The sequence below is a fragment of the Streptomyces sp. NPDC033174 genome (assembly GCF_055577795.1).
Genome location: NZ_JBVIPQ010000005.1, coordinates 18,839 through 45,620 on the forward strand (window position 1 = coordinate 18,839; position 26,782 = coordinate 45,620).

At 71.6% G+C, this 26,782-nt stretch carries 25 protein-coding genes; 13 read left to right on the forward strand and 12 right to left on the reverse strand.

The window, feature by feature from the left end; translation table 11 throughout:
- Positions 1-4 precede the first annotated feature (4 nt).
- Positions 5-793: an Fpg/Nei family DNA glycosylase gene (locus tag ACZ5VC_RS17025; RefSeq protein ID WP_469120838.1), complete on the reverse strand. Its 789-nt coding sequence runs from the start codon at positions 791-793 to the stop codon at positions 5-7.
- A 154-nt stretch (positions 794-947) separates the two neighbouring features.
- On the reverse strand, positions 948-5,567 hold the full coding sequence (locus ACZ5VC_RS17030; RefSeq protein ID WP_469120839.1) for an ATP-dependent helicase: 4,620 nt from the start codon (positions 5,565-5,567) through the stop codon (positions 948-950).
- 90 nt (positions 5,568-5,657) lie between these two features.
- Here ACZ5VC_RS17030 and ACZ5VC_RS17035 point away from each other — a divergent pair, with 90 nt between their 5' ends.
- The 3 genes from ACZ5VC_RS17035 to ACZ5VC_RS17045 are packed head-to-tail and all read left to right on the forward strand — an operon-like array spanning position 5,658 to position 7,589.
- A complete protein-coding gene (locus tag ACZ5VC_RS17035) occupies positions 5,658-6,530 on the forward strand; it encodes an AraC family transcriptional regulator (RefSeq protein WP_469120840.1) in 873 nt (290 codons plus the stop codon).
- Positions 6,531-6,540: 10 nt separating this feature from the next.
- Positions 6,541-7,284: an AzlC family ABC transporter permease gene (locus tag ACZ5VC_RS17040; RefSeq protein ID WP_469120841.1), complete on the forward strand. Its 744-nt coding sequence runs from the start codon at positions 6,541-6,543 to the stop codon at positions 7,282-7,284.
- Positions 7,281-7,589: an AzlD domain-containing protein gene (locus ACZ5VC_RS17045; protein WP_469120842.1), complete on the forward strand. Its 309-nt coding sequence runs from the start codon at positions 7,281-7,283 to the stop codon at positions 7,587-7,589. Before ACZ5VC_RS17040 ends, ACZ5VC_RS17045 begins: the two co-directional genes overlap by 4 nt.
- 58 nt (positions 7,590-7,647) lie before the next feature.
- Here ACZ5VC_RS17045 and ACZ5VC_RS17050 read toward each other — a convergent pair whose 3' ends face one another.
- Positions 7,648-8,553, reverse strand: coding sequence for a hypothetical protein (locus ACZ5VC_RS17050; protein WP_469120843.1), 906 nt, complete (start codon positions 8,551-8,553; stop codon positions 7,648-7,650).
- Positions 8,554-8,632: 79 nt separating this feature from the next.
- On the opposite strand from ACZ5VC_RS17050, the gene ACZ5VC_RS17055 reads away from it, so the two are divergent.
- From ACZ5VC_RS17055 to recX, 6 genes are all read left to right on the forward strand, one after another.
- Complete coding sequence (locus tag ACZ5VC_RS17055) at positions 8,633-8,827, forward strand: DUF3046 domain-containing protein (protein ID WP_469120844.1); 195 nt, start codon at positions 8,633-8,635, stop codon at positions 8,825-8,827.
- A gap of 278 nt (positions 8,828-9,105) precedes the next feature.
- Positions 9,106-10,359 carry an AI-2E family transporter gene (locus ACZ5VC_RS17060; RefSeq protein ID WP_469121310.1) on the forward strand — a complete coding sequence of 418 codons (1,254 nt, stop codon included), beginning with the start codon at positions 9,106-9,108 and terminating at the stop codon, positions 10,357-10,359.
- A 75-nt stretch (positions 10,360-10,434) separates the two neighbouring features.
- Entirely contained in the window at positions 10,435-10,980 is a 546-nt protein-coding gene (locus ACZ5VC_RS17065; RefSeq protein ID WP_469121311.1) for a hypothetical protein, read from the forward strand.
- Positions 10,981-10,986: 6 nt separating this feature from the next.
- Entirely contained in the window at positions 10,987-11,571 is a 585-nt protein-coding gene (locus tag ACZ5VC_RS17070) for a hypothetical protein (protein WP_469120845.1), read from the forward strand.
- Positions 11,572-11,852: 281 nt separating this feature from the next.
- On the forward strand, positions 11,853-12,980 hold the full coding sequence (gene recA, locus ACZ5VC_RS17075; protein ID WP_469120846.1) for a recombinase RecA: 1,128 nt from the start codon (positions 11,853-11,855) through the stop codon (positions 12,978-12,980).
- A gap of 3 nt (positions 12,981-12,983) precedes the next feature.
- Entirely contained in the window at positions 12,984-13,550 is a 567-nt protein-coding gene (gene recX, locus ACZ5VC_RS17080) for a recombination regulator RecX (RefSeq protein ID WP_468704719.1), read from the forward strand.
- Between the two features lie 430 nt (positions 13,551-13,980).
- Here recX and ACZ5VC_RS17085 read toward each other — a convergent pair whose 3' ends face one another.
- The 8 genes from ACZ5VC_RS17085 to ACZ5VC_RS17120 all read right to left on the reverse strand — a co-directional run bounded on the left by ACZ5VC_RS17085 (position 13,981) and on the right by ACZ5VC_RS17120 (position 20,641).
- Positions 13,981-14,382, reverse strand: coding sequence for a rhodanese-like domain-containing protein (locus tag ACZ5VC_RS17085; RefSeq protein WP_469120847.1), 402 nt, complete (start codon positions 14,380-14,382; stop codon positions 13,981-13,983).
- Positions 14,379-14,909, reverse strand: a complete 531-nt coding sequence (locus ACZ5VC_RS17090) for a cupin domain-containing protein (RefSeq protein WP_469120848.1) — start codon at positions 14,907-14,909, stop codon at positions 14,379-14,381. Before ACZ5VC_RS17090 ends, ACZ5VC_RS17085 begins: the two co-directional genes overlap by 4 nt.
- 85 nt (positions 14,910-14,994) lie before the next feature.
- Entirely contained in the window at positions 14,995-15,081 is an 87-nt protein-coding gene (locus ACZ5VC_RS17095) for a putative leader peptide (protein ID WP_315986099.1), read from the reverse strand.
- A 32-nt stretch (positions 15,082-15,113) separates the two neighbouring features.
- Entirely contained in the window at positions 15,114-16,898 is a 1,785-nt protein-coding gene (locus ACZ5VC_RS17100) for an FAD-dependent monooxygenase (RefSeq protein WP_469120849.1), read from the reverse strand.
- Positions 16,899-17,074: 176 nt separating this feature from the next.
- Positions 17,075-18,001, reverse strand: a complete 927-nt coding sequence (locus tag ACZ5VC_RS17105; RefSeq protein WP_469120850.1) for an amino acid ABC transporter permease — start codon at positions 17,999-18,001, stop codon at positions 17,075-17,077.
- Positions 17,998-18,645, reverse strand: coding sequence for an amino acid ABC transporter permease (locus ACZ5VC_RS17110; RefSeq protein WP_469120851.1), 648 nt, complete (start codon positions 18,643-18,645; stop codon positions 17,998-18,000). Before ACZ5VC_RS17110 ends, ACZ5VC_RS17105 begins: the two co-directional genes overlap by 4 nt.
- Positions 18,646-18,761: 116 nt before the next feature.
- Entirely contained in the window at positions 18,762-19,682 is a 921-nt protein-coding gene (locus tag ACZ5VC_RS17115) for a glutamate ABC transporter substrate-binding protein (RefSeq protein ID WP_469120852.1), read from the reverse strand.
- Between the two features lie 173 nt (positions 19,683-19,855).
- Complete coding sequence (locus ACZ5VC_RS17120) at positions 19,856-20,641, reverse strand: amino acid ABC transporter ATP-binding protein (protein WP_469120853.1); 786 nt, start codon at positions 20,639-20,641, stop codon at positions 19,856-19,858.
- 318 nt (positions 20,642-20,959) lie between these two features.
- Here ACZ5VC_RS17120 and ACZ5VC_RS17125 point away from each other — a divergent pair, with 318 nt between their 5' ends.
- Together ACZ5VC_RS17125 and ACZ5VC_RS17130 are read left to right on the forward strand one after the other, a co-directional pair.
- Complete coding sequence (locus ACZ5VC_RS17125) at positions 20,960-21,661, forward strand: response regulator transcription factor (RefSeq protein WP_469120854.1); 702 nt, start codon at positions 20,960-20,962, stop codon at positions 21,659-21,661.
- Between the two features lie 6 nt (positions 21,662-21,667).
- A complete protein-coding gene (locus ACZ5VC_RS17130; RefSeq protein WP_469120855.1) occupies positions 21,668-23,065 on the forward strand; it encodes a sensor histidine kinase in 1,398 nt (465 codons plus the stop codon).
- 95 nt (positions 23,066-23,160) lie between these two features.
- Here the strand turns inward: ACZ5VC_RS17130 and ACZ5VC_RS17135 are convergent, their stop codons facing one another.
- The gene (locus tag ACZ5VC_RS17135) at positions 23,161-24,159 is read right to left on the reverse strand and encodes a TAXI family TRAP transporter solute-binding subunit (protein WP_469120856.1); all 999 of its coding nucleotides are present in this window, start codon (positions 24,157-24,159) and stop codon (positions 23,161-23,163) included.
- 124 nt (positions 24,160-24,283) lie between these two features.
- Between ACZ5VC_RS17135 and miaB the strand changes: the two genes are divergently transcribed.
- Both miaB and ACZ5VC_RS17145 read left to right on the forward strand, forming a co-directional pair.
- On the forward strand, positions 24,284-25,798 hold the full coding sequence (gene miaB, locus ACZ5VC_RS17140) for a tRNA (N6-isopentenyl adenosine(37)-C2)-methylthiotransferase MiaB (RefSeq protein WP_469120857.1): 1,515 nt from the start codon (positions 24,284-24,286) through the stop codon (positions 25,796-25,798).
- A 114-nt stretch (positions 25,799-25,912) separates the two neighbouring features.
- Positions 25,913-26,680, forward strand: a complete 768-nt coding sequence (locus tag ACZ5VC_RS17145; protein ID WP_469120858.1) for a class III extradiol dioxygenase subunit B-like domain-containing protein — start codon at positions 25,913-25,915, stop codon at positions 26,678-26,680.
- The last annotated feature ends 102 nt before the right edge of the window (positions 26,681-26,782 follow it).

Consider the following 26,782-nt stretch of genomic DNA (forward strand, 5'->3'; position numbering starts at 1 on the left):
GTCGTCAACCAGTGGGTCCGCTCTGGCAGCCGGGGCACCAGTAGGTGACCCGGTCGCCCAGTTCGGCCTTGCGGACGGCGGTGCCGCAGCGCAGGCAGGGGCGGCCCTCGCGGCCGTAGACGTAGAGCTGCTGGGCTGGATGCCTCGCCGTCGTGGTGCGCCGTTCGAACTGGTTCTTGTTCGCCTCCAGGAGGCGGTGTGCGGTGGCGACCAGGCGTTCGGGGATGCCGGGGGCCAGTTCACCGAACGGCAGCCAGGGGGTGACGCCCGCCAGGAATGCGAGCTCCGACTTGTAGACATTGCCGATGCCGGCCAGGTTCCGCTGGTCCAGCAGTGCGTCACCGAGGGGTCGTTCGGGGGCGGCGGCCAGTCTGCGGACCGCCTCGTCCGGGTCCCAGTCCGGACCGAGGAGGTCGGGTCCCAGATGGCCGACGGCGTTCTCCTCGTCGGAGGTGCGGAGCAGTTCCAGGACCGGGAGGCGGTAGCCCACGGCGGTGTGGGCGGCGTTCGCGAGGATCGCCCGGATCTGGTGATTGGGGCCGCCGCGCCACCGCTCGTCGGGGTCGTAGATCCGCCAGGCGCCGTCCATCCGCAGATGCGAGTGCAGGGTCAGGCCGCCCTCGACACGGGTGAGGAGGTGCTTGCCGCGCGGGGTGACGTCGAGGACCGTCCGGCCGGTGAGGTCGGCGGTGGCGAACCGCGGAACCCGCAGGTCGGACCGGGTCAGCACCCGGCCGGCGAGAGCCTGGTGCAGATGGCGGGCGGTCAGCCAGACGGTGTCTCCTTCAGGCATGGCATCCATGATGCGGGACGGGCGGCCGGGGGGCGGGATCCTGGGTCGGTTGTGGGGGCCGGCAGCGCGGGAGGGCGGCTCCCGGGGCCGCAGCCCCAAGCGGTGCGGCCCCTGGGCTGGGGCTCATCGGGGTGCCAGGCGGCCGGCCCTCCCGTTACGCGCGCAGGCGGAGGCCTCTTGGTGTCGCGTGGAAGCCGGCCGTCTCGAGGGTCCGGGACAGCGGTGAGGTGAGGGCCGCCTCGCCGTTGATCCGTTCCACCGTGACCGTGCCGAGGGAACCCGCGTGCGCTGCGGATGCCAGTGTCTCGGCGGCCGCCGCCAGTGCGGGATCGTCCGGGGCGGTCCGCCAGCACAGCAGCGACTTGCCGCCGCGCTCCATGTAGAGCGTGAGCTCGCCGTCGACCAGGACGACCAGGGCGCCCGCCTTGCGGCCCGGCTTGTGGCCGGCGCCCATGGGGGACTCGGGCCAGGGAAGCGCCGCACCATACGCGTTGGCGGGGTCGGCTGCGGCGAGGACCACCGCGCGCGGAGCGGTCGTCTGCTCGGCGCGGTCGCGGGCGGTCGCCGCCGCGCGCAGTCGGTCGACGGCGCCGTCCATCGCGAACTGCGCGGCGCCCAGACCCTCCACCACATAGCCGCGCCTGGCCTGCCCGCTGTCCTCGAAGGCGGAGAGGATCCGGTACGTGGCCGAGAAGCCGCCCTCCACGCCCTCGGCGGCGACCGCGCCCCGGGTGACGACGCCGTGCCGGTCCAGCAGCGTGCGGGCCAGCGCGTGCGCGCGGTGGGTGGGATCCGGCTCGGCGGGGGGCAGCAGGGACCAGCGCCCGCTCACGGTGGGCGGGCCCGTCCGGGACGCGGTCCGGGCGGCCGCGGTCAGCGTCCCGTACCGCCCGCGGGGGATCGTGCGCCGGGCACGGTGCGCGGTGGAGCCCGCCGTGCGGCCGGAGCCGAGCAGGGCGCGCAGGGGGGAGAGCGTGTCGTTGGTGAGTCGGCCCGACCACGCCAGGTCCCAAAGGGCGTCCGCGAGCTGGGGATCGGTCGCGTCGGGGTGGGTGGTGGCGCGGACCTGGTCGGCGATCTGCCGGAAGAACAGTCCGTAACCGCCGCTGAGGGCGGTCAGTACGGATTCGTGCAGGGCGGTCAGCTCCAGCGGGTGGGCCGGAGGGAGCAGCAGGGGCGCGGCGTCGGCGAGGTAGAGCGAGACCCAGCCGTCCTTGCCCGGCAGGGCGCCGGCCCCGGCCCAGACGACCTCGCCCGTTGTGGTCAGCTCGTCGAGCAGGGCGGGGGAGTAGCCGGTGACCCGGGACGGCAGGATCAGCTTCTCGAGCGCCGAGGCGGGCACGGGCGCGCCCTGGAGCTGCTCGATGGCCCGTGCCAACCCGTCGATGCCCCGTAGGCTGCTGCTGCCCAGGTGCTGCCACTGGGGGAGGAACGTGGCGAGCGCGGCCGGCGGGACCGGTTCGAGCTCATGGCGCAGGGCCGCGAGCGAGCGGCGGCGGAGCCGTCGCAGTACCGCCGCGTCGCACCACTCCTGGCCGATCCCGGACGGATGGAACTCGCCCTGGACCACCCGGCCCGCGGCGGTGAGACGCTGGAGCGCCCCGTCGGTGACGGCCGCGCCGAGGCCGAAGCGGGCAGCTGCCCGCGTGGAGGTGAAGGGGCCGTGCGTGCGGGCGTACCGGGCGAGCAGGTCGCCGAGCGGATCCTTCACCGGCTCGGTGAAGGCTTCGGGGACACCCACCGGGAGCGCGGTGCCCAGCGCGTCGCGCAGCCGGCCCGCGTCCTCGACGGCCGCCCAGTGGTCCGTTCCCGCGATACGGACGCGGATCGCGCGGCGCGTCTCGGCGAGCCGTCCGGGCCAGGCCGGATCCGCGCCCCGCTCCACCAACTCGGCCTCGGTGAGCGGGCCGAGGACCCGCAGCAGGTCCGCGACGCCCTCCACGTCCTTGATCCGGCGGTCCTCGGTGAGCCACTGGAGCTCCTGCTCCAGCTCCGTGAGGACGTCCACGTCCAGCAGCTCGCGCAGCTCCGCCTGGCCCAGCAGCTCGGCCAGCAGCCGGGAGTCCAGGGAGAGCGCGGCGGCGCGCCGCTCGGCGAGCGGCGAGTCGCCCTCGTACAGGAACTGCGCCACATAGCCGAAGAGCAGCGACCGCGCGAAGGGGGACGGCTCGGGGGTGGTGACCTCGATGAGGCGGACCCGCCGGGATTCGATGTCCCCCATCAGTTCCGTGAGCCCGGGGACGTCGAAGACGTCCTGCAGGCACTCCCTGACCGCTTCGAGAACGATCGGGAACGAACCGAACTCGCTCGCCACCTGGAGCAGTTGCGCCGCGCGCTGGCGCTGCTGCCACAGCGGCGTGCGCTTGCCCGGGTTGCGCCGTGGCAGCAGCAGGGCGCGGGCGGCGCACTCACGGAACCGGGCGGCGAACAGCGCGGAGCCGCCGACCTGGTCGGTGACGATCTGGCTGACGTCACCCTTGTCGAAGGCGACGTCGCCCGCCCCGATCGGGGCCTGCTCGCTGTCGTACTCCAGGCCGGGCGCCGCTGGATCCTGGTCGAGGAAGTCAAGCCCCATCAGGTCAGCGTCGGGCAGCCGCAGGACGATGCCGTCGTCGGCGTGCATGACCTGGGCGTCCATGCCGTACCGCTCGGCGAGGCGGGCGCCGAGCGCCAACGCCCACGGGGCGTGGACCTGAGCGCCGAAGGGGGAGTGCACCACCACGCGCCAGTCGCCCAGTTCGTCCCGGAACCGCTCGACGAGGATCGTGCGGTCGTCGGGGATGTGTCCGCAGGCGCGCCGCTGCTCGTCCAGGTACGCGAGGACATTGCCGGCGGCCCAGTCGTCGAGCCCCGCCGCCAGCAGACGCAGGCGTGCGTCGTCTGGGGCCATGGACCCGACCTCGCGCAGGAACGCCCCGACCGCGCGGCCCAGTTCGAGCGGCCGGCCCAGCTGGTCACCCTTCCAGAACGGCAGCCGTCCCGGGACGCCCGGGGCCGGCGACACCAGGACCCGGTCGCGGGTGATGTCCTCGATGCGCCACGAGGTGGTCCCCAGGGTGAAGACATCGCCGACCCGCGATTCGTAGACCATCTCCTCGTCGAGCTCACCGACCCGGCCGCCGCCCTTCTTCGGGTCGGCGCCCGCCAGGAAGACCCCGAAGAGCCCCCGGTCCGGGATGGTGCCGCCCGAGGTGACGGCGAGCCGCTGCGCGCCCGGGCGGCCCGTGACCGTGCCCGCGACGCGGTCCCACACCACACGGGGGCGCAACTCCGCGAAGGCGTCGGACGGATAGCGCCCGGCCAGCATGTCCAGTACGGCGGTGAACGCCGACTCGGGCAGCGAGGCGAACGGCGCGGCCCTGCGGACCACGGTCAGGAGGTCGTCGACCTGCCAGGTGTCCAGGGCGACCATCGCCACCAGCTGCTGGGCCAGCACGTCCAGCGGGTTGGCGGGGATGCGCATCGACTCGATGGAGCCACTGCGCATCCGCTCGGTGACGACCGCCGCCTGCACGAGGTCGCCCCGGTACTTGGGAAAGACGACACCGGTCGACACCGCGCCGACCTGGTGTCCGGCGCGGCCCACCCGCTGGAGGCCGGAGGCGACCGAGGGCGGTGACTCGACCTGGACCACCAGGTCCACCGCACCCATGTCGATCCCCAGCTCCAGGCTGGAGGTGGCCACGACGGCGGGCAGCCGGCCCGCCTTGAGGTCCTCCTCCACCAGGGCGCGCTGTTCCTTGGAGACCGAGCCGTGGTGCGCCCGGGCCAGCAGCGGCGGCGCGCCCTGCGCGGCGCCGGACTGGGCCATGATCTCGGCCGGGGGCGAGCCCTCCGGAAGGGGCTCGCCCATGGCCCGTTCGTACGCGATCTCGTTGAGCCGGTTGCACAGCCGCTCGGCGAGCCGCCGCGAGTTGGCGAAGACGATCGTCGAGCGGTGCGACTGGACGAGATCGGCGATCCGCTCCTCCACATGCGGCCATATCGACGGCTTCTCGGCCTGGCCGGCATCCGACGCGGGTGAGCCGCCGAGCTCGCCGAGATCCTCCACCGGCACGACCACGGAGAGATCGAACTCCTTGCCGGAGGCCGGCTGGACGATCTCCACCTTGCGCTGCGGGGAGAGGTAGCGGGCGACCTCGTCCACCGGCCGCACGGTCGCGGACAGGCCGATCCGGCGGGCCGGGCGCGGCAGCAGCTCGTCCAGCCGCTCCAGGGAGACCGCGAGATGAGCGCCCCGCTTCGTCCCGGCGACCGCGTGCACCTCGTCCAGGATCACCGTCTCGACACCGGACAGCGCGTCGCGTGTGGAGGACGTGAGCATCAGGAACAGCGACTCGGGCGTCGTGATCAGGATGTCCGGCGGCTTGGTGGCCAGCGACCGGCGCTCGGCCGGCGGGGTGTCGCCCGAGCGGATGCCCACCCGCACCTCCGGCTCGGGCAGCCCGAGCCGCACGGACTCGTGCCGGATGCCCGTGAGCGGGCTGCGCAGATTGCGCTCGACGTCGACCGCGAGGGCCTTGAGCGGCGACACGTACAGCACCCGGCAGCGCTTCTTCGTCTCCGCGGGAGGCGGGGTGGACGCCAGGCCGTCCAGCGCGGCGAGAAAGGCGGCCAGCGTCTTTCCGGAGCCGGTCGGGGCCACCACCAGGACGTCGGAGCCCTCCTGGATCGCCCGCCAGGCGCCCTCCTGGGCGGCGGTGGGCGCGCTGAAGGCCCCCGTGAACCAGGCGCGGGTCGCGGGGGAGAAGGAGTCGAGCGCAGTCCTGGCCATGCCCCCCATCGTGCACCCGGCCACTGACAACCGGCGTCCACGGCATGGACGAGCAAATCAGCGGCGTGCGGTCCGGCGCAGAATGGGGGTATGGCGAGCGAGCCGACGGGCGAACGGAAGGACGAGTGGGCCAGACACTGGCAGTACCCGGGCGTGCCGGGACTCGATCTGCTCAGGGCCCGCTATGTGCGCCACTCCTTCACTCGCCACAGCCACGAGGGATTCGTTCTCGGCGCCGTCCGGCGGGGGGTCGAGGACGTGGTCATGCCGCAGGGAACGATCCGGGCCCGCCCCGGCACCGTCGTCATGATCAACCCGGAGGTGCCGCACGCCGCGCACGCGGGAGTGCCCGAGGGCTGGTCGTACGCCACGCTCTACCCGTCGTCGCAGCTGGTGGCCTCGATCGCCGCCGAGGAGACGACCCTGCGCGGCACACCCGGGTTCGCCGAGACCATCATCGAGGACGAGGACACCGCGCTGCTGGTCCGCGCGGTGCACCGGGCGGCCGAGGAGGGCAACGCGCTCGCCGCCGACAGCGTGCTGCGGGTCGCCGTCGCCCGGTTGCTGCGACGCCACGGCCAGTCGCTGCCCGTCCGTACGCCGCAGGCGGCCGGAGCCCGTACCGCCGCCCTCGCCAAGGAGCTCCTTCAGGAGCGGATGGCCGAGCCGCCGTCCCTGGAGCAGCTCGCCCAGGAGCTCGGCACCAGTCCTTTCGCCCTGTTGCGCGCCTTCAAGGGCTCCTACGGCATGCCGCCGCACGCCTGGCTCACCAACGCGCGCGTGCGCACCGCACGCCGTCTCCTCGAAGCCGGCACGGCGCCCGCCGAGGCCGCCACCGCGGTCGGCTTCACGGACCAGCCGCACCTCAACCGGCATTTCACCCGGATCGTGGGAGTTCCGCCGGGTGCGTACCAGCGTGAGCGCGCAAGAACGTACAAGACCCGAGACGATCTTTCCTCGTAGCGTCCTTGACGTGGCAGAACAGACAGCACCTCCAGTCGTACGGGACGAACCGAAGCCGGACGCGGCCGTCGTCCGTGACGCGCTCGGCGTCGGTGTCGCCGTCGGACTCTCCGGATTCGCCTTCGGGGTGACCTCCGCGGGAGCGGGGCTCGGCATCCTCCAGACCTGCGCGCTCAGCCTTCTCGTCTTCACGGGCGCCTCCCAGTTCGCGCTCGTCGGGGCGCTGGCGGCCGGCGGAAATCCGTTCACGGCCGCGGCCGGCGCGTTCTTCCTCGGTACCCGCAACGCCTTCTACGGGCTGCGGCTGTCCCAGCTCCTGTCCCTGCCCCGGGCCGTACGCCCCCTCGCCGCGCTCTGGGTCATCGACGAGACGACAGCCGTCTCCCTGGCCCAGCCGACCCGGCGCGCCGCCCGGATCGGCTTCACGGTCACCGGCCTCACGCTCTATGTGCTGTGGAACCTCACCACCCTCCTCGGCGCGCTGGGTGCCGAGGCCATCGGTGACACCGAGGCATGGGGCCTGGACGCGGCCGGCCCCGCCGTCTTCCTCGCCCTGCTGGCGCCGATGCTGCGGAGCACCACGGAACGGCTCGTCGCCGCACTCGCCGTCGTCCTTGGTCTGGGCTTCCTGCCGGTACTGCCGGCGGGGGTGCCGGTACTGGTGGCCGCGCTCGCCGCGCCCGTCGTGCTCTGGTTCGAGGGGCGCGGGATCGCCGACCGTCGGGCAGGCCGCACCAAGGAGGAGGACCGTTGAGCGTCTGGATCGCGATCGGGCTGACCGCCGCCGGCTGCTACCTGGTCAAGCTGGCCGGGCTGCTGGTCCCGGACGGGGCACTCGAGCGGCCCCTGGTGCGGCGGCTGTCCGCGCTGCTTCCCGTGGCGCTGCTGGCCGCGCTGACCGCTCAGCAGACCTTCAGCGCGAACAGCTCCCTGGTCATCGACGCCCGGGCCGCGGGCCTCGCCGCGGCGGCGGTCGCCCTGGTGCTGCGGGCGCCGTTCCTGGTCGTCGTCGCAGCCGCGGTCGTGGTGACGGCTGGGGTACGGGCCCTCGGCGGCTGAGGAGCCACCGAGGCCGCGGGCGGGCCGCTGGTGCCCGCTGCCCCGGGGGCCCGCCTGCTCAGTCGATGGGGCGGCCGTGCGCCCGGAGCGTACGAAGGGCCTCGATCGTCACGATCGGCCGCCATTCCAGGGACGCGCCAGGCGCCCACTCGCGCCAGTTGACCGGCCAGCCGCCGTCCTCCTGCTGCTCGGCCGTCAGGTGGTCCAGGGAACGCCCCATCTCCTCGTCCGTGAACCACCGACGGGCCAGCGAATCGGGCACGCGCGCGTAGTCGTGGGGAAAGTGGCGCTCGCCGGGTGCGTACCCCGGGGCCGGGGGATAGGCCTCGGGATGCGCCGGGTCCAGTACCGCGAGCCGCTGCTCGCGCACCAGCCGGCCGAGGCGGTCGGCCGCCGCCTCCGCGCGCGCCCGGTCGGGCACCCCGTCGAGGAAGGCGATCGCCGCCTGGAGCTCATAGGGATGCGACTTCTCCAGCGCGTCCACGGCGGCCCAGCAGAAGTCCGTCGCGCGAAAGAGCCAGGCGTGCCAGACCTGGTTTCGGTGGAGCAGCCCCACCACCGGTCCGGTCGCCAGCAGATCACCCGGCGGGTGGTCGGTGAGCGGCAGGAAGGGCGCGTACGGATAGCCGCGCAGCGACGGATGGAGCGCCGGGAGCGCCCCTTCGTGCGTGGACACCTCCGTCAGATAGCGGCAGATCCGCTCCACCCGCAGCCCGCCGCAGCGGCCGATGGACTCCAGCACCCGCAGGGCGTGCGCGGTGTGCAGGGGCTGGCTGACCGGACCGCGCAGATCGGGCTCGAGGGCGTGGCCGTAGCCGCTGTCCTCGTTCAGATACGCGCTGAGCGCGACCTCGACGGGATCGGCGCTCGCGCGCAGGAAGTGGTAAGCGAACCGTCGCTGTTCGAGCACGCGGGCCGTCAGCCAGATGAAATGTTCGGCTCGTGCGAGGGGAGTTCCAGCCATGGTCCGACCGTAGGGGGCAATGCCGTCCGGACAAGCCCTACGGACAGGGCTGCACTCTCAGGAGCGGGATACTGGAGTCATGCGGTTGACGATTTTCTGGGAGCGGATGGCGGACCACTTCGGTGAGTCGTACGCCGAATCCTTCGCGCGCGACCATGTCATGTCCGAGCTGGGGGGCCGCACGGTCCGTGAGGCGCTGGACGCGGGATGGGAGACCAAGGACGTGTGGCGGGCGGTGTGCGCTGCCGTGGGCGTCCCCGAACACAAGCGCTGACATGTACTGACATATCCGTGTCCGCGGTGGTGGGGCGAACGGCACAGGGGCGGGATGTCGGTCCGGTGCGCGAGACTGGCGGGGTGGCCCCGACTGACGAGACCGAGAAGTATCCCCAGCCGGCAGCGAGCCCAGGCCCGGGGACCGGCCCCGAGCCCCGGACGAGTGCCGGGACCGAGAAGCCCGCCGGCGCGGTGAACCAGCCCGTCGAGACCGTCGGCAAGGCACCGGCCGCCGAGGCCACCGCCGGGACGGCCGCCGCCGAGGACTCCGCCGCGGTGTCGGCGGACCCGCCCGGGGACTTCCGCGCTGCGTCGTCGAATCCGCCGGGAAGCGGGCCTCCGGAGCAGCCCCCCACGGGCGGCCCGGCCGCTGCGGCCCGTATGCCCCGCTGGCTCCCCCGCGCCATGGTCCTCGCCCTCGCGCTCTTCGCCTGCTTCCAGCTCGGCAGCTGGGCCTTTCACCAGCTCATCGGTCTGCTCCTCAGCATCCTCATCGCGTTCTTCATCGCCCTCGCCATCGAGCCGGCGGTGGGCAGGATGGCCGCCCGGGGGATGCGCCGGGGCCTCGCCACCTTCCTGGTCTTCTTCGTGGTCATGATCGTCGGCGTCGGCTTCGTCGTACTGCTGGGATCGATGCTGGCGGGCCAGATCATCGACATGGTCGAGGACTTCCCCCGGTATCTCGACTCGGTGATCAAATGGATCAACCAGCACTTCCACACGGACCTCTCCAGGGTCGAGGTCCAGGACAGCCTCCTGCGGTCCGACTGGCTGCGGAAGTACGTGCAGAACAGCGCGAGCGGAGTGCTCGACGTCTCCGCCACCGTCCTCGGAGGGCTGTTCAAGCTACTGACGATCTTCCTGTTCTCGTTCTACTTCGCGGCCGACGGGCCGAGGCTGCGCCGGGCTCTGTGTTCCGTGCTGCCGCCCAGCAGACAGGCCGAAGTGCTGCGCGCCTGGGAGATCGCCGTCGACAAGACCGGCGGCTACCTCTACTCGCGCGGGCTCATGGCGCTGATCTCCGGCGTCGCCCACTTCGTCCTGCTGGAGATCCTGGGGGTGCCGTACGCCCCGGCCCTCGGCGTGTGGGTCGGCCTGGTCTCGCAGTTCATCCCGACCATCGGCACCTACCTGGCGGGCGCCCTGCCGATGCTGATCGCCTTCACCGAGAACCCGTGGTACGCGCTGTGGGTGCTGGGGTTCGTCGTCGTCTACCAGCAGTTCGAGAACTACGTCCTGCAGCCCAAGCTGACCTCCAAGACCGTCGACATCCATCCGGCCGTGGCCTTCGGGTCCGTCGTCGCGGGCACGGCGCTGCTCGGCGCCATCGGTGCGCTGATCGCGATTCCCGCCGTCGCCACGCTCCAGGCCTTCCTCGGCGCGTATGTGAAGAGGTACGCGGTGACGGAGGACCCGCGCGTCCACGGCCACCGGCGGTACGGCGAGGCGGTGCTCGCGCGCGTCCAGCGGGCGCTGCACCACAGCAAGAAGGACCAGGCGTCGCCCCCGGAGTCGCGCGACGACTCCTGACGGAGCGTTTGGCAGGGGGAGTCCAGGGCACTCGCGGTACCACCGAACGACATGACGCGCACCCTGGAGGAGCCGATGTCCACCAGCACCCTGATCGCTGTCATCGTCCCGGTCGCCGTCGTGCTGATCCTCATAGGCGTGGCCGTGTGGATGATGCGGCGCAGGCGCCGGCTGCAGGAGCAGTTCGGCCCCGAGTACGACCGGACGGTAGAGCGCGAGGGCGGTATGCGCGCGGCGGACCGGGAGCTGCGCAGTCGTGCGCAGCGGCACGACAAGCTCGACATCAAGGAGCTGCCGCCGGAAGCCCGCCACCGGTACACGGACGAGTGGGGCCGCGTCCAGGAGCACTTCGTCGACCGCCCCGACGGCGCCGTGGCCCAGGCGGACGAGCTGGTCACGCGGCTGATGCGGGATCGCGGCTACCCGACCGAGGGCTTCGAGCAGCAGCTCCAGGACCTGTCCGTGGAGCACGGCCGCACCCTGGAGCACTACCGCTCGGCCCATGACGTCAACGTACGCAGCAGCGACGGCAGGGCGACCACCGAGGAACTCCGCGGGGCGATGGTCCACTACCGCGCTCTCTTCGAGGAACTGATCGGCGACCAAGGCCGCACGAGGTGATGTGAGATGCGACAGGACGACATACGCGAACCGGCGAACGGAGACGGCGTGACGACCGAGCAGCTCGCGGGCGCGGGCGGTACGGAACAGAGCGCGGAGCCCGGGGCGGGACAGGCGGTCTACCCCGGGGAGGCGACGTCGGGCGACCGGGCCGAGGTCTACGAGCGGGGCCGCCGGGACACCGACAACGGCACGGGCCCGGATACGGACCGAGACACCTCCGCGGACGCGGGTGCGGGCGCGGACGCCGGTGTGGGTGCGGACGACGAGGGAGCGTTCGGCCGGAGCGACCGGGACCTCGAGGAGAAGAGGGCCGGGGAGGACCAGCCTCTGCTCGACGCGGGCCAGGCCGAGGGTTTCCGCGTCTCCTGGGGCGAGATCCAGGGGCGCTTCGTGGACGACCCCCGTGAGGCGGTCCGTTCCGCCGACGGGCTGGTCGCCGAGGTGATGCAGACCCTGGCGGCGTCCTTCTCCTCCCACAAGCAGGACCTGGAGGGCCAGTGGCAGCGCGGCGAGGAGGTTCCCACCGAGGACCTGCGCCTCGCCCTTCAGCGCTACCGCTCGTTCTTCAATCGGCTCCTCAGCACCTGAGACGACTCCGGACGAGAGCAGTCCGAACCCCTGGCACGGACCGACGCGGGCACTCAGCCGGAGTGCCCGCGTCGGCGTGTGGGGTGTCGCTTGACACCAAAATCGAACATCCATTCTTATGGGTCTCCGGCCCGGTTCTTCCCGGGGGCGGCAAGGCGTGGGGCAAGCTGTTTGGTGAGGGAGTTATCCACAGGCCGGACGGACGCCGGGGCCCATTGTCAGTGGCAGGGGTTAGCGTCTTTCACGTGAAGCGATCGACTCAAGCAAATCGGGTGGAACCCATGGCAGGAACCGACCGCGAGAAGGCGCTCGACGCCGCGCTCGCGCAGATTGAACGGCAGTTCGGCAAGGGCGCAGTGATGCGTCTGGGCGAGCGACCGAATGAGCCCATCGAGGTCATCCCCACCGGGTCGACCGCGCTGGACGTCGCGCTCGGAGTCGGCGGCCTGCCGCGCGGCCGGGTGGTGGAGGTGTACGGACCGGAGTCCTCCGGTAAGACGACGCTGACGCTGCACGCCGTGGCCAACGCGCAGAAGGCCGGCGGCCAGGTGGCCTTCGTGGACGCCGAGCACGCCCTCGACCCCGAGTACGCCAAGAAGCTCGGCGTCGACATCGACAACCTGATCCTGTCCCAGCCGGACAACGGCGAGCAGGCCCTGGAGATCGTCGACATGCTGGTGCGCTCCGGCGCGCTCGACCTCATCGTCATCGACTCCGTGGCGGCTCTGGTGCCCCGCGCCGAGATCGAGGGCGAGATGGGCGACTCGCACGTGGGTCTCCAGGCGCGTCTGATGAGCCAGGCCCTCCGGAAGATCACCAGTGCGCTCAACCAGTCCAAGACCACGGCGATCTTCATCAACCAGCTCCGCGAGAAGATCGGCGTGATGTTCGGCTCGCCGGAGACGACGACCGGTGGCCGCGCCCTCAAGTTCTACGCCTCGGTGCGCCTCGACATCCGGCGGATCGAGACGCTCAAGGACGGCACCGACGCGGTCGGCAACCGCACCCGCGTCAAGGTCGTCAAGAACAAGGTCGCGCCGCCCTTCAAGCAGGCAGAGTTCGACATCCTCTACGGCCAGGGCATCAGCCGCGAGGGTGGCCTGATCGACATGGGCGTCGAGCACGGTTTCGTACGCAAGGCCGGCGCCTGGTACACGTACGAGGGCGACCAGCTGGGCCAGGGCAAGGAGAACGCCCGCAACTTCCTGAAGGACAACCCCGATCTCGCCAATGAGATCGAGAAGAAGATCAAGGAGAAGCTGGGCGTCGGGGTCCGCCCCGAGGCACCGACGGCCGAGCCGGGCGCGGACGCGGCGGCCGTGGCCGCCACCGACGAGTCGGCGAAGTCCGTCCCCGCCCCGGCGAGCAAGGCCACCAAGGCGACCAAGGCCACGACGGCCAAGGGCTAGCCCGTGACCGGCCGCACCGAATGGCCGGGCGACAGCACCGACTCGTCGAGGGCCGAGAAGGAGCTGTCGCCCCAGGATCCCGCTGAGCGGGCGCGGGCGATCTGCCTGCGCCTGCTCACCGGGACCCCACGCACCCGAAAGCAGCTCGCGGACGCCCTGCACAAGCGGGACATCCCGGATGAGGTCGCCGACGAGGTCCTCTCCCGCTTCGAGGACGTCGGTCTCATCGACGACGCCGCGTTCGCCGGGGCCTGGGTGGAGTCCCGGCACCACGGCCGGGGCCTCGCCCGCCGTGCGCTCGCGCGGGAGCTGCGTACCAAGGGCGTGGATCCGGCACTGATCGACGAGGCCGTCGGGCAGCTCGACTCCGAGCAGGAGGAGACGACCGCCCGGGAGCTGGTCGACCGAAAGCTCCGAGCCACCCGGGGGCTCGAGCGGGACCGTCGACTCCGCAGGCTCGCGGGCATGCTCGCCCGCAAGGGATACCCGGAGGGCATGGCGCTACGGGTGGTCCGGCAGGCACTGGAGGAAGAGGGCGAGGACACCGAGGGCCTGGACGAGCCCTTCTAGGCACTGGGGGGATCAGCGCCTGGAAGCGCTCGGGGCCCGGGGCCGTGCCCGCTGGGCCGCCCCCGGCCCACAGGGGGGTTCACCACGAGCCGGTGGCCCCGCACGCAGGCCGTCCGAATGCACCCGGGCCCGGCCCCCGGGGGCTCACCCCGACCCGCTGGGCCGCCCCCGGCCGACAGAGGTTCACCACGAGCCGGTAGCCCCCGTACGCAGGCCGCCCCTATGCGCCCGGGCCCGGCTCCGACCCGTCGGGGCTCACCCCCAGGACCCCGGGGTACTGCCCATACGCCTGGGCGCCGCCGTACCCGCCGGCCCGCCCCCGGCCCCGACCCGTCGGGGCTCGCCCCCAGCCCGGGTCTGCCATATGCCCGGGCCCCACCCTCACGCCTGGGCCCCACGCGTATCCGGCGGCCCGCCCCCCGGCCCCGGCTCAGGGCGTGGAAGTGACGACCGGAAGCCCGGCTGCCTTCCAGGCCTGGAAGCCGCCGACCAGATCGGTCGCCCGGTGCAGGCCCAGTTGGTGCAGGGAGGCCGCCGCGAACGACGACGCGTATCCCTCGTTGCACAGCACCACCACCTGCCGGTCGTGGCTGTCGGCCTGGGGCAGGCGGTGGCTGCCCTGCGGATCCAGCCGCCACTCAAGCTCATTGCGCTCCACCTGCAGTGCCCCGGGGATCACCCCGTCGCGCTCGCGCTGTGCCTGATAGCGGGTGTCCACCAGAAGCGCGTGGCCGGCCCGGTAGGCCTCGAAGGCCTCATGCGGTGAGATCCGTGTGAGACCTCCTCGCGCGCTCTCCAACAGTTCGTCGACGGATACCTTCTTCTCACTCACTGCCAGTCCTCCGGACGCTCGACCTGCTCAAGACGGAGTACCGCGCCCGTCCGGCTGTAACGCCGGATCAGAGGCAGCGGCGGATAGTACGCGTGGACGGACACAGCGTGTTCCTCGGGCGACTCGTTGAGCACTTCGTGCACATGGAACTGACCGAAGGCACGCCCCTCGCCGGCGGTCAACCGCCGCTCCCGGTCCACGCCTTCGTGGAGTTCGAGGGTCTTCCAGCCGCCGGTGGGCAGCCGGACGGCGAGCGAGTTCTCCTTCAGCTCGCCCCGCGCGGTGGCGAAGGCGCCGAGGGAGTCGGCGTGGTCGTGCCAGCCGGTACCGGTGCCCGGCGGCCAGCCGATGAGCCAGGCCTCGCTGCCGCCGGGCCCTTCGAGCCGTACCCAGGTACGGCCCTCGGGGTCGAGGGGGAGCGAGGCGACCAGTTCGGCGTCGGCGGCGGTGCGGTGAACGAAGTCGAGGAGGTCGGCGGCGGTGGGCGCCGAGGGCGCGGCGACGGGCAGGGGCGCAGACGTGGACATGAGAACCGTCCTGAGAGTTCGCGGAGGCGCGTGCGGCGTCACAGAGCGCGCGAGGGCGCGGCGGCACGCGAAGGGAAGGGCGAAGTCAGCAGGAGGGACGACACACGCAGCCCGCATAGCGGACGAGGTCCATATGGACCCTCCGCCACAGACGCGCATAGGTGTCGGTCATGATCCGGAGTACACCACGCGCGCCCGCGACGGTCAATTGACGTCCGCCGTACGGTCGCTTCCCGTGGCCCCCGACCCGGAAGCCGACCCGGACGTGGCTCCGGACCCCGCCCCCGACCCCGCCCCGGCCCCCGACCGCGTTCCCGGCCCCGCGCCCGACGACGTCCTCGCCCCGGTGGCCCCGGTCGTCGGCGCGCCACCCCGTACCGCGTCCGCCGCCTCGTACAGCTCGGCCGGGCGGACGCCGGAGAACGCCGCGGCCAGATGTCCGTCGGGGCGCACCAGCAGCACGGTGTGCGCCGCGGCGCCCGGATACCCCTCGGTCACCAGCACCTCCGCCCTGACCGGCAACGCGGTCACCGCCGCGGCCAGCCGGGGCATCACCCCGGCGGTCATCCAGTGCCTGCGGTCCCACACCCCGGTACCGGGCGCGACGAGGACGACGAGCAGCCGTCCCCGTCCCAACCGGTCCCGCAGGCGTACGGTCGTGCCGTCGGGCGCCGTCACCCGGACGTCCTCGACCGGCGCGCCCACGGGCGTGCCCACCGGCGTCTGGCCGTCGGTGTACGGAGGCGCGAGGGGGGAGTGCGGGTAAGCGGGGGGAGCGCCCAGCGGGCCGCGCCCCAGATGGCCGTCGGCGAGCAGGCTGTCGTACCCGCGCGTGCTCCCCGGGATGTACGTGCGCAACCCGCCGCCTCCGCGCAGGACGGGGAGTGACTGGTCGGCCGCACGCAGGCGGGAGGCAACCGCGCCGCGCCGCTCGGTCTGGTAACTGTCGAGCAGGGTGTCGGAGGGCCCGTGGTGCCAGGCGTGTCCCAGTTTCCACGCCAGGTTGTCGACGTCCCGCAGCCCCTCGTCCACGCCCTGGGTGCCGACCGCGCCCAGCAGATGGGCCGCGTCCCCGGCGAGGAAGACCCGGCCGACGCGCCAGCGGCGGGCCAGGCGGTGGTGCAGGGTGTGGACGCCGGTGTCGATGAGTTCGTACGGCGGCGTCTCACCGCACCAGCCGGCCAGAGTGTCGCGGATACGGGCCACCAGCGCGTCGGGAGTGACCAGGTCGCCGCGTGGCGGCAGGAGCCAGTCGATGCGCCAGGTGCCGTCCGGCAGGGGGCGGGCGTTGATCTCCTCGCCGCCGCCGGGCCACGGAGGCTGACGGTGCAGCAGGGCCTCACCGGGCCAGGGAAGTTCGGTACGCAGCGCGGCGACGGCGTGACGTTCGACGGCCGTACGCCCCGGGAACCGCACGCCCAGCAGCTTGCGCACCGTGGAGCGGGCCCCGTCGCAGCCGATCAGATGGCTTCCGCGCCACCAGGTGGCCTCCGGGCCGCGGGTGTGGGCGGTGATGCCGTGCCCGTCCTGCTCGACGGAGTCCAGGCGACTGTGCGTGACGATCTGGATCAGGTCGTGGGCGGCGACGGCGTCGCGCAGGCCGCGGGTCAGGGCGTGCTGCGGGATGTGCAGCGGCGCGAGCAGCGCCTCGGCGCCCGGCGCGTCCTCGGCCGGCGGCGCGTCCCCACCGGCGTCGTGGTCGTCGCCCCCGTCGAGGGCGAAGGGCCGCAGTTCGACGTGGCGCATCTGCTGTTTGCGCCGCAGGGACCGCCAGCCGATCCATCGGGTGCCCTCGTCGCGGACGGTGGCACAGCCGAGGCGTTCCACCAGAGCGGCCATGTCGGGCCGCAGGACGACGGTGCGGGCGGGGCGGGGTTCGTCCTTGCCGGGGCCCTCGTCCAGTACGACGGAAGGAACGCCCTGGGCGGCCAGGGCGAGGGAGAGCGTGAGCCCGACGGGCCCCGCTCCGACGACGATCACGGGGTCCACGGAGTGGCTCCTGAAGCACATTCGGTCATGCGGGATGCACGGAAGAGTGTGGCGGGAGCCCGGTGCGTGGTCACAGAACGTATGCAACCCACTGCGGGTGCGTGCGTCAAGCGACGGGGGCAGCGGCGCGACTGCCACTGCCCCCGGATGATGTCACATACCGTCAGGTGTTCGTGTTACTGCCCCGCGGCCCCGTCACCCGCGATGCCCGCGACGCCGGCATCCGCGACGACCGCCCCCTGCTCGAAGCTCGCGCCGGCCACCACGGCCTGGCCGGCAGCGGACGAACCGCCGATCCCGGTCTTGGCGCGACGGCCGCGCTTCTCGATCCAGGTGGCGAGCGCGGCGAGCAGCAGACACATCGCGATGTAGATCGTGCCGATGACCACGATCGTCGAGACGTACGGGTACTGGCCGTTCACCTGGGTGTTCGAGGCGATGAGCCGAGCCGTCGCGAGCAGCTCCGGGTACAGGATGATGAAGCCGAGCGAGGTGTCCTTGAGGGTCACCACCAGCTGGCTGATGATCGTCGGGAGCATCGCCCGGATCGCCTGCGGCATCAGCACATTGGCCATCACCTGGGACTTGCTCATGCCGAGCGCGTACGCCGCCTCCCGCTGGCCCTTGGGCACGGAGTTGACGCCGGCGCGCAGCACCTCGGCCTGGACACAGCCGTTGTAGATCGACAGGCCCAGCGCCAGCGCCCACATCGAGTAGTCGGGGAGGAAGCCGATCCACACGGCGTAGATCGTGATCAGCAGTGGGATGGAGCGGAACATCTCGATGAAGCCGGTGGACACCCAGCGGACCGGCTTGTGGTCGGAGAGCCGGGCGACGGCCAGGGCCACGCCGAGCACCAGGGAACCGACCGCCGCGAGACCGAACGCCTTCAGCGTGGCGAGCACCGCGTCGGCGATGTTCTGCCGGATGCCCGCGTAGTTGAAGATGTCCCACATCTCGGGGGCGAGGTGCCCCTTCTCGCTCAGCCGCATGATGCTGACGACGATGAGCGCCAGGATGGCGAGGGACCCGACGACGGAGTAGATCCGGTTGCGTACGACGGCCTTGGGGCCGGGAGCGTCGTAGAGAACGCTGGCACTCATCGGGCGACCTCCATGCGGCGCTCGAGGACGCGGAAGATCCCGCTGATGGTGAAGGTGACGACCAGATAGGCGGCCGCCACCCAGACGAAGATGGGAAGGATGGCGTAGCCCTGCTCGCTCATCAGCGTCTGCCAGCCGAAGAGCTCGGTGTTGCTGAAGGCGCCGGCGATGGCCGAGTTCTTGGTCAGTGCGATGAAGATCGAGCTCAGCGGCGGCAGCACCGTCCGGGTGGCCTGCGGCAGCACGATCATGCGCAGCGTCTGCGAGAAGGTCATACCGAGCGAGCGGGCGGCCTCGGCCTGTCCGAGCGGCACGGTGCTGATGCCGGAGCGGACGGCTTCGCAGATGAACGCGGAGGTGTAGAAGCCGAGGGCGAGCGAGCCGAGAACGAAGGGGCTCATGCCCGGGAAGAGGATCTCCGGGATCACGAAGGTCGCGACGAGGAAGAGCAGGGTCAGCGGGGTGTTGCGCAGCAGGTTGACCCAGAGCGTTCCGAAGAAGCGCAGCGGTGGAATGGGGGAGACCCGGAAACCGGCGATGACGACGCCGAGGACCAGTGCGATGACCGAGCTGACGGCGGTGATCGACACGGTGCCTATGAAGCCGTCGCGGAACTCCGGGAAATAATCGAGCAGTACGTTCATGAGGTCTCCGCGTCGGCGGTCAGCGGCTTGGGGGGGCAAGAAAGCAGGGCAGGGGAGGGGCGCCCCATACGCACGTCGTACGGGGCGCTCCACGTCAGGCGGTGATCAGGCGGTGATCAGTAGCGGACGATCGCCGGCGGCGCGACGAAGGCGGAGCCGGAGAGCCCCAGGGTCGCCTCGTAGATCTTCTTGTACGTGCCGTCCTTGATGTGCGTCTCCAGCGACTTGTTGATCGCCTCGCGCAGCTCCTTGTCGTCCTTGTTCACGCCGACGCCGTAGGGCTCCTCGGTGAACGGCTTGCCGACGACCTTGAGCTTGCCGGAGTTGGCGGCGGCGTAGCCCTTGAGGATGGAGTCGTCCGTGGTGACGGCGTCGACCTGCTTGGTCAGGAGCTGCTGGACGCAGTCGGAGTACTTGGCGAGCTCGGTGGTCTTCGCGCCGTACTCCGGCTTCTTGATCTCCTGGAGCGGGGTGGAGCCCGTGATCGAGCAGACCTTCTTGCCCTTGAGGCTCTGCGGGCCGGTGATCGAGGTCTCGTCCTTGCGGACCAGGAGGTCGGCGCCGGCCTTGTAGTACGGGCCCGCGAAACCGACCTGCGCCTTGCGCTTGTCGTTGATCGTGTAGGTGCCGACGTAGTAGTCGACCTGGCCCGTGGCGATCGCGGTCTCACGGGACTTGGAGTCGACGGTCTTCCACTCGATCCGGTCCTCGGTGAAGCCCAGGTCGGCGGCGATCATCTTGGCGATCTCGACGTCGAAGCCGGAGCGCTTCTTCGTGGCCTGGTCCTCGAAACCGAGGTAGGGCTGGTCGGCCTTGGAGCCGATGATCAGCTTGCCGCGCTCCTTGGCCTTCTTGAAGGTGGGCGACTCCAGCTTCACGTCGGAGGCGACGACGTACTTGGGCAGCTGCGGCGCGTTCGTCGCACCCGGCTTGATCCCGGTCGGCTTGTCGCCGGCGGAGCCTTCCTTGCCACCACAGGCGGTCGCGGTCAGCGCGAGCACAGCAACGGCCACGGCGGCCGTCTTGCGGAGCTTCATGGTGAACATCCCTTAAGTCGTGGGTCGTTGGTCGCGTTGGTCGTCAGTGGTGGACGTCCACGAGGACGTCGGCGGTGTACCTCGTCGGCACACCGCGTCAGTACACGTCGAAAGTGCACGCCAGCAGTACACCGCGTCAGCGCACCCCTGCGGGTGCACTTCGGCAGTACACGTCAGTGGTGAAGGATCTTCGACAGGAAGTCCTTGGCCCGGTCGCTGCGCGGACTGCTGAAGAACTGGTCCGGAGTCGCCTCTTCGACGATCTTTCCGTCGGCCATGAAGACGACCCGGTTCGCGGCGGAGCGGGCGAAGCCCATCTCGTGCGTGACGACGACCATCGTCATGCCGTCGCGGGCCAGCTGCTGCATGACCTCCAGGACCTCGTTGATCATCTCCGGGTCGAGCGCCGACGTGGGCTCGTCGAAGAGCATCACCTTCGGATCCATCGCCAGGGCACGGGCGATGGCGACGCGCTGCTGCTGCCCGCCCGAGAGCTGCGCCGGGTACTTGTCGGCCTGCGAGCCGACACCCACCCGGTCCAGCAGGGTTCGGGCCTTCTCCTCCGCGGCCTTCTTCTCCGCCTTGCGGACCTTGACCTGGCCCAGCATCACGTTCTCCAGCACAGTCTTGTGCGCGAAGAGGTTGAACGACTGGAAGACCATGCCCACATCGGCACGCAGCCGGGCGAGCTCCTTGCCCTCCTGGGGCAGCGGCTTGCCGTCGATCGTGATGGAGCCCGAGTCGACCGTCTCCAGGCGGTTGATGGTGCGGCACAACGTGGACTTGCCGGACCCGGAGGGCCCGATGACGACCACGACCTCGCCACGGGCGATGGTCAGGTCGATGTCCTGGAGCACATGCAGCGCGCCGAAGTGCTTGTTGACGTTGCTCAGCACGACCAGGTCGCCCGACGCCGCCACGGCGTCCTTGTCGCCCTTGGTCACTGAAACTCCGCTCATCGGCTTCTTGCTCCGTCCTCCTCGGTTGGGAGGACACTAATCACGCCTTGCGAACAGCGTCATTACATCTGAGCGGAAATTGAGCATAACGATCCGGCTTCGACCGGACACTCCGCGTGAACAGGGCGGTGGGCGGAGTACCGGGTGGATAACGGAAACCCCGCTGCGACGGGTAGGCCCTTGACTGCCACGCCGACCATCGGCGTTCATGCCCTGATAGACACGAAGACACGGGATGATCAGACGGCTGGACCGACGCCCCCGCGGGCAGACCGAGCGGGACGATCACACACGCGACCGCACGATCGGAGGGGGGCCATGAGACTGCTGCTCGTCGAGGACGACGACCATGTCGCCGCCGCCCTGTCCGCCGTGCTCGCCAAGCACGGCTTCGCCGTCACGCACGCGCGCAGCGGCGAGGAGGCGCTCCAGGCACTGCTGCCCTCCGTGCAGGGCGACAAGCCGCCGTTCGGCGTGGTCCTGCTGGACCTCGGGCTGCCCGACCAGGACGGCTACCAGGTCTGCGGGAAGATCAGGAAGCTCACCACGACGCCGGTGATCATGGTCACCGCGCGCGCCGACGTGCGCTCCCGCATACACGGCCTCAACCTCGGCGCCGACGACTATGTCGTCAAGCCGTACGACACCGGCGAACTGCTCGCCCGTATCCACGCCGTGAGCCGGCGCACCACCGGCGGCGATGAGTCCGGCGCCGGCGCCGCGGACGCGCTGAGCCTCGGTTCCGTCACCATCGAACTGCCGACCCGCAGGGTCAGTGTCGACGGGACGACCGTGCAGCTCACGCGCAAGGAGTTCGACCTCCTCGCGCTGCTCGCCCAGCGGCCCGGAGTGGTCTTCCGGCGGGAGCAGATCATCAGCGAGGTGTGGCGCACCAGCTGGGAGGGCACCGGTCGCACGCTCGAGGTGCATGTGGCGTCGCTGCGCTCCAAGCTGCGTATGCCCAGCCTGATCGAGACCGTGCGCGGCGTCGGCTACCGCCTGGTCGCACCGGCCGCGTAATTCCCTGTGCGTACTCGCCTCCTTCCGCTCCTCATCGTCCTGATGGCCGGTGTACTGCTGGCCCTCGGCTTCCCGCTCGCCGTCAGCCTCGCCGCCGCCGAACAGCAGCGGGTCGTCGTCGACCGGATCGACGACGCGGCGCGGTTCGCCGCGCTGGCGCAGTTCGTCACCGAGAACGACACCGGCATCGACGAGCGGCGCAGCACCCTGGCCGGCGAACTCACCAGCTACCACGAGGTGTACGGGATCCGGGCGGGCGTCTTCTACCGCGACAACCGCGCCATGGGGGTCGCCCCGCACGACTTCACCCTGCCCTCCTCCGGGGAGGAGCGCCGGGCCTTCAAAGAGGCGCTGGCCGGCCGCCGCAGCCATGACCCGCCCCAGGTCTGGCCGTGGCAGAACAACGGCCGTCTCGCCGTCGCCTCACCGGTCGTACGCGACGGGGACGTCGTGGCCGTCGTGGTCACCGACTCGCCCACCGGGCAGCTGCGTTCGCGGATCCTGCACGGCTGGCTGCTCATCGTGGCGGGCGAGTCCGCGGCGATGCTGCTCGCCGTCGGCGCGGCGTTCCGGCTCACCGGCTGGGTACTGCGACCCGTGCGTGTACTCGACGCGGTCACCCACGACATCGCGACCGGACGGATGAACTCCCGCGTCGCGGCGGCCGGCGGCCCACCCGAACTGAGGCGCCTGGCCCGCTCGTTCAACGAGATGGCCGACAACGTCGAAGACGTACTGGAGCAACAGCGCGCGTTCGTCGCCGACGCCTCCCACCAGCTGCGCAACCCCCTGGCCGCGCTGCTGCTGCGGATCGAGCTCCTCGCGCTCGAACTCCCCGAGGGCAACCCGGAGATCGCCTCCGTCCGCACCGAGGGCAAGCGGCTGGCCCAGGTACTGGACGACCTCCTCGACCTCGCCCTCGCCGAGCACGCCGCGGCCGACCTCCAGCTCACGGACATCGGCGAACTCGCCGCCGAACGCGTCGCGGCCTGGCGCCCCCTCGCCGAGGAGAAGGGTGTCGCACTCACCGGCGACGGCGTCGCCGTCACCGCCTGGGCCGACCCCGTGGCACTCTCCAGCGCACTCGACGCGGTGATCGACAACGCCCTCAAGTTCACCCCGGCGGGAGAGGAGGTCACCGTCTCCGTCGCCTCCAACGGAGAGACCTCCACGATCGTGGTCGCCGACCGGGGGCCCGGCCTGACCGAGGAGGAGCTGACCCGCGTGGGCGACCGCTTCTGGCGCAGCAACCGCCACCAGAACGTCAAGGGGTCCGGGCTCGGCCTGTCGATCTCACGGGCCCTGCTCTCGGCCGGCGGCGGCTCGATCACCTACGCCCCGCACGAGCCGCACGGCCTTCGGGTGACGGTGACCCTGCCCCGGACGGCGCCGCACTCCCGCTAGCCGCCGCGCCGTCCCGGCCTGCCGCCGCCTCCGGCGCCGCGGCGATGCCGCTCGCCGCCGGCGCGGCGTTCCGGCCTGCTGCCGCCTCCGGCGGCCTACGGCTTGACCGAGCGGTAGTAGCGCCTGGCCCCTTCGTGCAGCGGTATCGGGTCCGTGTAGATCGCCGTCCGCAGATCCACCAGCTGCGCCGGGTGGACCTTGCTGCCGATGCGGTCGCGGCTGCGGATCACCGTGCCGGTGAAGCCCTCCGCAAGGTCCGGATCCGTACGGTCCGTGGTGACGAGCAGGTTCGCCACCGCCACCGTCTCCACCGACTTGCCGTCCTGCGCCAGCGCGTAGGCGTCGGCGGGCACGACCGCCGAGCGGTAGTAGCGCGTGCTCTCGCCCGCCGAGTGGAGCCGGTCGACCAGCGCCCCGTCGAGCGGGACCAGCCGGATCGGAAGCCGCTCCGAAAGCGCCTGCACCCCGCTGGTGGGCAGACCGCCCGACCAGAAGAAGGCGTCCAGCTCCTTGCGCTCCAGCTTCCCCGGCATGGTGTCGATGCCCGCCGAGACCGGGATGATGTCTTTCGCCGGGTCGAGCCCCGCGGCCGTCAGGAGACGGTCGGCGATCAGTCGCACGCCCGAGCCCTCCTGGCCGACACCCACGCGCAGTGAGCGCAGGTCGCTCGCCTTCTCGACCTTGGAGGACTTGCGCACGATCAGCTGCACATAGTCGTCGTAGAGGCGCGCGCAGCCGCGCAGCCGGTCGGAGCCGGGCTTCCGGTTGCGCTGGTAGGTCGCCACGGCGTCCGCCGTCGCGACGGTGAAGTCGGCCTCGCCGGACGCCAGCCGCGCCAGGTTCTGCTGGGACCCCTCGCTGTTGCGCAGCTCCACGGCGACCTCCGGCAGGTCACGGGCCAGGGCGTGCTGCAACAGCTCCCCGTAGCGCTGGTACACCCCCGTCGGTACGCCCGTACTGAACGTGACCCGCCCACTCGGAGCCGACCGCCCGAGCGGCATCAGCCACCACGCGAGCAGTCCGAGCGCCACCAGGACGGCGGCCGAGCCCATGAGGGCGCGGCGACGGCCGATGCGGGACAGTGCGGGAAGCATGGCGCGATCCTGCCAGCTCACTCGCCGTAATGGCCAGGGGATGAGTTCCCGAGGGACGAGTCTCACGGCCGGGACTCTCACGGTCCGAGGACGAGGTACTCCGGGCACCGCCTACCCTTGTCACATGACCAGCAGCGACCGGAGCCCGGCAGTGGACACCCAGCGAACGTACGAAGTGCGCACCTACGGGTGCCAGATGAACGTCCACGATTCCGAGCGGCTCTCCGGCCTGCTGGAGGACGCCGGCTACGTCCGCGCGCCCGAGGGTTCCGACGGTGACGCCGACGTCGTCGTCTTCAACACCTGCGCCGTCCGTGAGAACGCCGACAACAAGCTGTACGGAAACCTCGGCAGGCTCGCCCCGATGAAGACCTCGCGCCCGGGCATGCAGATCGCCGTCGGTGGCTGCCTGGCCCAGAAGGACCGCGACACCATCGTGAAGAAGGCCCCCTGGGTCGACGTGGTCTTCGGCACGCACAACATCGGCAAACTGCCGGTCCTCCTGGAGCGCGCCCGGATCCAGGAGGAGGCGCAGATCGAGATCGCCGAGTCGTTGGAGGCGTTCCCCTCCACGCTGCCGACCCGGCGCGAGTCCGCCTACGCCGCCTGGGTCTCGATCTCCGTCGGCTGCAACAACACGTGCACCTTCTGTATCGTCCCCGCGCTGCGGGGCAAGGAGAAGGACCGCCGGCCCGGTGACATCCTCGCCGAGATCGAGGCACTGGTCGGCGAGGGCGTCTCCGAGATCACCCTGCTCGGCCAGAACGTCAACGCGTACGGCTCCGACATCGGCGACCGCGAGGCCTTCTCCAAACTGCTGCGCGCCTGCGGGAAGATCGAGGGCCTGGAGCGGGTCCGTTTCACCTCGCCGCATCCGCGCGATTTCACCGATGACGTGATCGCGGCGATGGCCGAGACGCCGAATGTGATGCCGCAACTGCACATGCCACTGCAGTCCGGCTCGGACACCGTGCTCAAGGCGATGCGCCGCTCGTACCGTCAGGAGCGCTTCCTCGGCATCATCGAGAAGGTGCGTGCCGCGATCCCGCACGCCGCCATCTCCACCGACATCATCGTGGGCTTCCCCGGCGAGACCGAGGAGGACTTCGAGCAGACCATGCACACGGTCCGTGAGGCCCGCTTCGCGAACGCCTTCACCTTCCAGTACTCCAAGCGGCCCGGGACCCCGGCGGCCGACATGGACGGCCAGATCCCCAAGGAGGTCGTCCAGGAGCGCTACATGCGCCTCGTCGCCCTCCAGGAGGAGATCTCGTGGGAGGAGAACAAGAAGCAGGTCGGCCGGACCCTGGAGGTCATGGTCGCCGAGGGCGAGGGCCGCAAGGACGGCGCGACGCACCGCCTCTCCGGCCGTGCCCCCGACAACCGCCTGGTCCACTTCACCAAGCCGGACCAGGAGGTGCGGCCGGGCGACGTCGTGACCGTCGAGGTGACGTACGCGGCCCCGCACCACCTTCTGGCGGAGGGCCCGACGACCGGGGTCCGCCGCACGCGCGCGGGTGACGCCTGGGAGAGGCGCAACGCGGCCCCGCAGCAGCAGTCCGGCGTGATGCTGGGCCTGCCGGCCGTGGGCGCACCGGCTCCCCTCCCCGCGATGACGGGCGGCTGCTCGGCGCTGTGACTCCACCGCGGGCCGCCGCCCCGGAGACCCGGTCACCCGGGACCGGGACCCTGGGCACGGGGCGTCGCCCGGCCACGCCGCGTCCGGCGCCGCACCCCGGCTAGGCTGCGGATCATGCTTGTCGCCGCCGCCGTCTGCCCCTGTCCGCCCCTGCTGGTCCCCGACATCGCCGCCGGAGCCGCGCCCGAGCTGGACCCGGCCCGCAGGGCCTGTCTGGACACGCTCGGCGTGCTCGCCGCCTCCCGGCCCGACCGGCTCGTCGTTATCGCGCCGACCGGGGAGGACGCACAGGGCCCGTACCCCGAGGGCTCCACGGGTTCCTTCCGCGGCTTCGGAGTGGAGCTCGCGGTACGACTCGGCGGCGCGAACGCGAACCGCGCCGCGAACCGGGACGGGGAAACCGACGCGGACGCGGGCAGGGACGCGTCCGCCGAGGCCCGTCCACTGCCCGCCGCTCTCTCCGTCGCCTCCTGGCTGCTGGCGCGCGCGGACTGGGCCGACGCACCGATCGAAGGCCTCGGCGTCGACGAGCGGCTCGCTCCCGACCGCTGCGCCGCCACCGGCCGGGAACTGGCGGCACGGGCCGGCCGCGTCGCCCTCCTCGTGATGGGCGACGGCAGTGCCTGCCGCAGCCTGAAGGCGCCCGGCTATCTGGACGAGCGGGCCGCCGATTTCGACGCCGCGGCGGCCCGTGCGCTCGGCTCGGCGGACACCGGCGCCCTCATGACACTGGACGAGCACCTCGCGCATGAACTGAAGGTGGCCGGCCGCGCCCCCTGGCAGGTCCTCGCGGGCGCTGCGGAGGGCGCGAACCTGGAGGGCCGGCTGTTGTACGAGGACGCGCCGTACGGCGTCGGCTACGTCGTCGCCACCTGGTCCTAGCGGAACCCCCCCTCGAAGCACCCTGGAGGCACACCTCTGAGGCCGGCCCTCTCGAGGGGACGGCGAACGGCGGACGGCCGCGGAGGGTGATGCTCCGCGGCC

Excerpts from the sequence above, each read along its gene's own strand:
- ACZ5VC_RS17025 (WP_469120838.1), bottom strand. The coding sequence starts at position 793 with ATGCCTGAAGGAGACACCGTCTGGCTGACCGCCCGCCATCTGCACCAG.
- ACZ5VC_RS17030 (WP_469120839.1), bottom strand. The coding sequence starts at position 5,567 with ATGGCCAGGACTGCGCTCGACTCCTTCTCCCCCGCGACCCGCGCCTGG.
- ACZ5VC_RS17035 (WP_469120840.1), top strand. The coding sequence starts at position 5,658 with ATGGCGAGCGAGCCGACGGGCGAACGGAAGGACGAGTGGGCCAGACAC.
- ACZ5VC_RS17050 (WP_469120843.1), bottom strand. The coding sequence starts at position 8,553 with ATGGCTGGAACTCCCCTCGCACGAGCCGAACATTTCATCTGGCTGACG.
- ACZ5VC_RS17055 (WP_469120844.1), top strand. The coding sequence starts at position 8,633 with ATGCGGTTGACGATTTTCTGGGAGCGGATGGCGGACCACTTCGGTGAG.
- ACZ5VC_RS17065 (WP_469121311.1), top strand. The coding sequence starts at position 10,435 with ATGTCCACCAGCACCCTGATCGCTGTCATCGTCCCGGTCGCCGTCGTG.
- ACZ5VC_RS17070 (WP_469120845.1), top strand. The coding sequence starts at position 10,987 with ATGCGACAGGACGACATACGCGAACCGGCGAACGGAGACGGCGTGACG.
- recA (WP_469120846.1), top strand. The coding sequence starts at position 11,853 with ATGGCAGGAACCGACCGCGAGAAGGCGCTCGACGCCGCGCTCGCGCAG.
- ACZ5VC_RS17090 (WP_469120848.1), bottom strand. The coding sequence starts at position 14,909 with ATGTCCACGTCTGCGCCCCTGCCCGTCGCCGCGCCCTCGGCGCCCACC.
- ACZ5VC_RS17095 (WP_315986099.1), bottom strand. The coding sequence starts at position 15,081 with ATGACCGACACCTATGCGCGTCTGTGGCGGAGGGTCCATATGGACCTC.
- ACZ5VC_RS17105 (WP_469120850.1), bottom strand. The coding sequence starts at position 18,001 with ATGAGTGCCAGCGTTCTCTACGACGCTCCCGGCCCCAAGGCCGTCGTA.
- ACZ5VC_RS17110 (WP_469120851.1), bottom strand. The coding sequence starts at position 18,645 with ATGAACGTACTGCTCGATTATTTCCCGGAGTTCCGCGACGGCTTCATA.
- ACZ5VC_RS17115 (WP_469120852.1), bottom strand. The coding sequence starts at position 19,682 with ATGAAGCTCCGCAAGACGGCCGCCGTGGCCGTTGCTGTGCTCGCGCTG.
- ACZ5VC_RS17120 (WP_469120853.1), bottom strand. The coding sequence starts at position 20,641 with ATGAGCGGAGTTTCAGTGACCAAGGGCGACAAGGACGCCGTGGCGGCG.
- ACZ5VC_RS17125 (WP_469120854.1), top strand. The coding sequence starts at position 20,960 with ATGAGACTGCTGCTCGTCGAGGACGACGACCATGTCGCCGCCGCCCTG.
- ACZ5VC_RS17135 (WP_469120856.1), bottom strand. The coding sequence starts at position 24,159 with ATGCTTCCCGCACTGTCCCGCATCGGCCGTCGCCGCGCCCTCATGGGC.
- miaB (WP_469120857.1), top strand. The coding sequence starts at position 24,284 with ATGACCAGCAGCGACCGGAGCCCGGCAGTGGACACCCAGCGAACGTAC.
- ACZ5VC_RS17145 (WP_469120858.1), top strand. The coding sequence starts at position 25,913 with ATGCTTGTCGCCGCCGCCGTCTGCCCCTGTCCGCCCCTGCTGGTCCCC.